We start from the raw sequence: 4046 nt of genomic DNA, 5'->3' as shown, positions 1-4046 counted from the left end.
GAAATATATGACACTTTAGAAGAGCAAGCGCAGGAAATTGACGAACGGGTTGCAGCAGCGCGAAATGGTGAGTTCGATCGCCCCCGTACATTTACCTGGTCAGCTAACGCCGGTGGGGCGCTCGACTATTTAATCTCACAAGGTAATATACCACCTGTTCTCAAGGATACGGAAGTAGAGACATTCGAGGGAACTTATGGCATAAACGGGGAGTTTTTTGCCACCACATTTGCCGATAGCCAGGTTCCGCTCGCCATGCCAATGGTAGACTCAACGGAAGTATGGACGATCGAAAATATATCTGGCTTAAGCGATTCGTATCTTAAAGAGAAAGGTTTAGACCTTCCATTACGGGAATGGCATCCCTTCCACATTCACCAAAATGACTTTACAGTTCTCGAAATCAACGGTATCCCTGTCAGTGAAATCAAGAATGCTTACCTCGATGGCGTCTTGAGCGATACAGTTCTCATACCTCCCACCTACGATCCCAACAGTCCACCCACTCCAGAAAACCCCTACGGTACACCAGCATTTAATGGCGAGACATCCGAAGTCAAAATACTGATGAAGTTCGAGGACTTCCCCGGCACTTACGTAAATCACTGTCACATCCTCTTCCATGAAGATGCGGGGATGATGGCACCTGTGCGGGTAGTTCTGAATACCAAAGACACCTGGTTAGGTTTAGCAGCTGACGGTAACTCTACTGGACAAGTAAAGCTGCATCGGGCAAACGATCCGCTTCAAAGTATTGATTTGATGCCCTACGGGGACACTTTCAAAGGAGGAGTTGAACTCGCCATTGGCGATGTCCATTTCAAACAAGAAACTGGCAATCAAAACGTCACAGATAACGTCACAGATGTCATCACCGTACAGTCTAGTTTAGTTGGCGGTGAGACTAAGTTTACCGTGAAAGTATTTGATGGCAAAAAGCTGATCGAACAGCAAGAGAAAGGCATTCAGAAATTTAACGGTGATGATTCAGAACTACTTCTCGGTAAGTTAACTCCTTTCCAAAACGGGGCTATTGGGGCTAATACAAAGACATCCATCGCAACAGGCGATATCGATGGCGACGGTCACGCCGATATCATCGTGGGCGCTGCTGGGGATGGCAATCCGGTAATCGAAATTTACAGCGGTCTGGATTACCATCTGATGAATCGGATTAACCCATTTAGCTCCGAAACAAAGTTCGGTGGCACAATCAACCTAGCAGTTGGCGATGTCGATGGAAATAACTTTGACGACATTATTGTTAGCCAAGGTAAGGGCGGACGAGGGTTAGTAGAAATTTACAGCGGTCTGGCCATCAATAAAATGGGTAGCCTAGATGGCCAACAAACCGCAGCAGCAACAAAACTTCTCACCGAAACTTTCCAGCCTTACGGCGATTACAATGGTGATATTAAGGTGACATCCGGCTACGTACTCCAGCGACCAGATGCTCCGAATGGAGAGAACGTACAAACCTATCATGCCAATATCACCACAATGGCGGTGGGTGGCGTACCTCACGGTCACGAGGCAATCAAAATATTTACTCTGGTTGGAGGCGAAGGTCACGGCGAAGAGAGTGGCGGAATGCAAGCTGCACAAGGTCATCAGAGTGCCGAGGGAGGCGAAACTCAGGCCGCAGAAGGTGAGGAAATGGGTGTACCGGCAGTCCTGCGTATGGACACAGAGTTTACCCCTGATGGCAATATTCAAGAAATCTCTGGCACGTTTGCCGATATTGCTGGGTTATCTAAGGGCGAACCGATGATATTTGCTCTGGGCGCTTCCGGTCAGCCTGAATTAATTCGCCTCCAGGAAAAGAATATCGCTCAATCCCTGAATAGCTCATCCAATTTCCGTCTGGAAACTACTGGCGATGACGTAATTTATGGGGATACCGGTTTTAACAACCTAAAGGGCGATCGAGGTAACGACTCCATATACGGTCTCTCCTCTGATGATGAGATCAACGGCAACCAGGGTCAAGATATGCTCTCTGGTGGTAGGGGCAAAGATACGGTGCGCGGCGGTAGGGATAACGACCAAGTTTTTGGCAATCAAGAGGATGATGTATGTTACGGTGACGTAGGCGACGATACAGTGCGCGGCGGTAAGGATAACGACTTGGTTTTTGGCAATGAAGGCCAAGATGTTCTTTACGGCGATCAGGGCGACGATACCGTGCGCGGCGGTAAGGGTAATGACCAGGTTTTCGGTAATGAAGGCCAGGATGTCCTTTACGGCGATCGGGGCGACGATTTAGTGCGCGGCGGTAAGGGTAATGATTGGGTTTATGGGAATGACGGTCAGGACATTCTTTACGGGGATTTGGGCAACGATAGTGTCTATGGAGGCAAACAAAACGATACTCTGATTGGGGGGTCTGGGGATGACTTGCTCAGCGGCGATATCGGCAACGATCTTTTGATCGGTGAGGATGGGAAGGATCGTTTTGTTTTAACATATGGTATTGGTACTGACACCATCCAAGACTTCAAAAAAGGTGAAGATTTGATGGTTTTAAGCAACGGTCTGACTTTTCAGCAGCTTACCATTACCCAAAGCAACGGTGCGGCTTTGATTCAGATTACCAGTACCAAAGAAGTCTTGGCTTCTCTGACTGGTATTCAAGCTAGTGCGATCGCATCTACGGATTTCGTTTTAGGTTAGTCGTAATGGTAAAGGTGAAAGGTTTTCTATCAAAAGGCTTTCACTAAAAGCCTCATCAAAAAAAGGGAGAGGAATTTTTGATTTCCTTTCCCTTTTGCGTTTTTCCTATCTCCTTCAATTAACGGGAAATGGCGTATTCAACAAGTTGAGCCATTCTTTGTCGCAACGTTTCCAAACCTAAACGATCGCACGCTGAAATAAACACCGCTTGGGGATACTCTTCTTGCGCCAGCGCCAGTGTCTCGCTATCGACTCGATCGATCTTATTAAATGCAATCAAAGCGGGGCCGGGAGTTACCGGCATATCCGATAAAATTGCCATAACCGATCGAATTTGACTTTGCCATGCGGGATGGGAAAGATCCACCACATGAAGCAAGGCGTCAGCTTCCGTGACTTCTTCTAAGGTGGCGCGGAAAGCATCCATCAATGCGGGAGGCAATTCGTGGATGAATCCTACTGTGTCGGTGACGACTATTGGTAGGGGTTCGTCGCTACTGCTGGGAACGATCAAGCGTCGCGTGGTGGGGTCGAGGGTAGCGAATAGTTGGTCGGCTGTATAAACTTCGGCATTTGTCAATACATTTAATAATGTAGATTTGCCGGCGTTGGTATATCCAACTAAAGCGATCGATGGTACTTCTTTGTGCTGGCGATTTTGTCTGAGTCGCGATCGATGTGCTTGCAGTTGGTTGACTTCTTGCTGCAATCTGGCGATACGCCGCCCAATGGCACGGCGTTCTGTTTCCAGTTTAGTTTCTCCCGGCCCCCTCGTACCGATACCGCCGCCTAACCGAGACATTGCCTGACCTCTCCCAGTCAGTCGCGGTAGCATATATTCTAACTGGGCTAGTTCGACTTGCAGTTTCCCCGCACCGGATTGAGCGCGTTGGGCAAAGATGTCTAGAATTACTTCAGTGCGATCGACTACCCGAATCCCGATTTGAGTTTCCAGGTTGCGAATTTGTGCGGGTGAAAGGTCGCGATCGAATACGATTAAATTTGCTCCCAATGTTTGGGCGGTGAGGGCGATTTCTTGCACTTTTCCTTCACCGACAACTGTTTGAGGATGCAGGCGGGGACGTTTTTGGGATACGGTCTGCAATACTTCTCCGCCGGCGGTATCCACCAAACGCGCTAATTCGTTGAGCGTGTTTTGGAATTCTTCCTGGGTCATGCGATCGGTCATTACCCCTACTAGCAAGACGCGATCGCGATCCAATTCTACTTGCTGTGCGACAAATTCCCGCTCGAACTCAGCTTCCAGACTGTTCACCAGTTCCAGAAAATCTTGCTTGCACAGCACTTCCAAACTCATCGGCGACGATACAGTCCAAGCATTTTGGGGATGCAAAACTTCACCGGAGTCGTCG

The 4046-nt window shown here is 48.5% G+C and carries 2 protein-coding genes; one reads left to right on the top strand and one right to left on the bottom strand.

Features of this window, described 5'->3' with window-relative positions; translation table 11 throughout:
• A partial coding sequence (locus tag H6S82_RS21495; RefSeq protein ID WP_191056677.1) for a multicopper oxidase domain-containing protein occupies positions 1-2673 on the top strand: 2673 nt, incomplete at its 5' end.
• 118 nt (positions 2674-2791) lie between these two features.
• Here the strand turns inward: H6S82_RS21495 and hflX are convergent.
• Positions 2792-4046 (bottom strand): GTPase HflX (gene hflX, locus H6S82_RS21490; RefSeq protein ID WP_191056676.1); only part of this gene is annotated, 1255 nt, incomplete at its 5' end.

The sequence above is a fragment of the Planktothrix sp. FACHB-1355 genome (genome assembly GCF_014748295.1).
GTDB classification, from domain to species: Bacteria; Cyanobacteriota; Cyanobacteriia; order Cyanobacteriales; family Aerosakkonemataceae; genus Aerosakkonema; species Aerosakkonema funiforme_A.
Note: the sequence above shows the minus strand (reverse complement) of the source record. Positions and strands in the feature narration are given on the sequence as shown.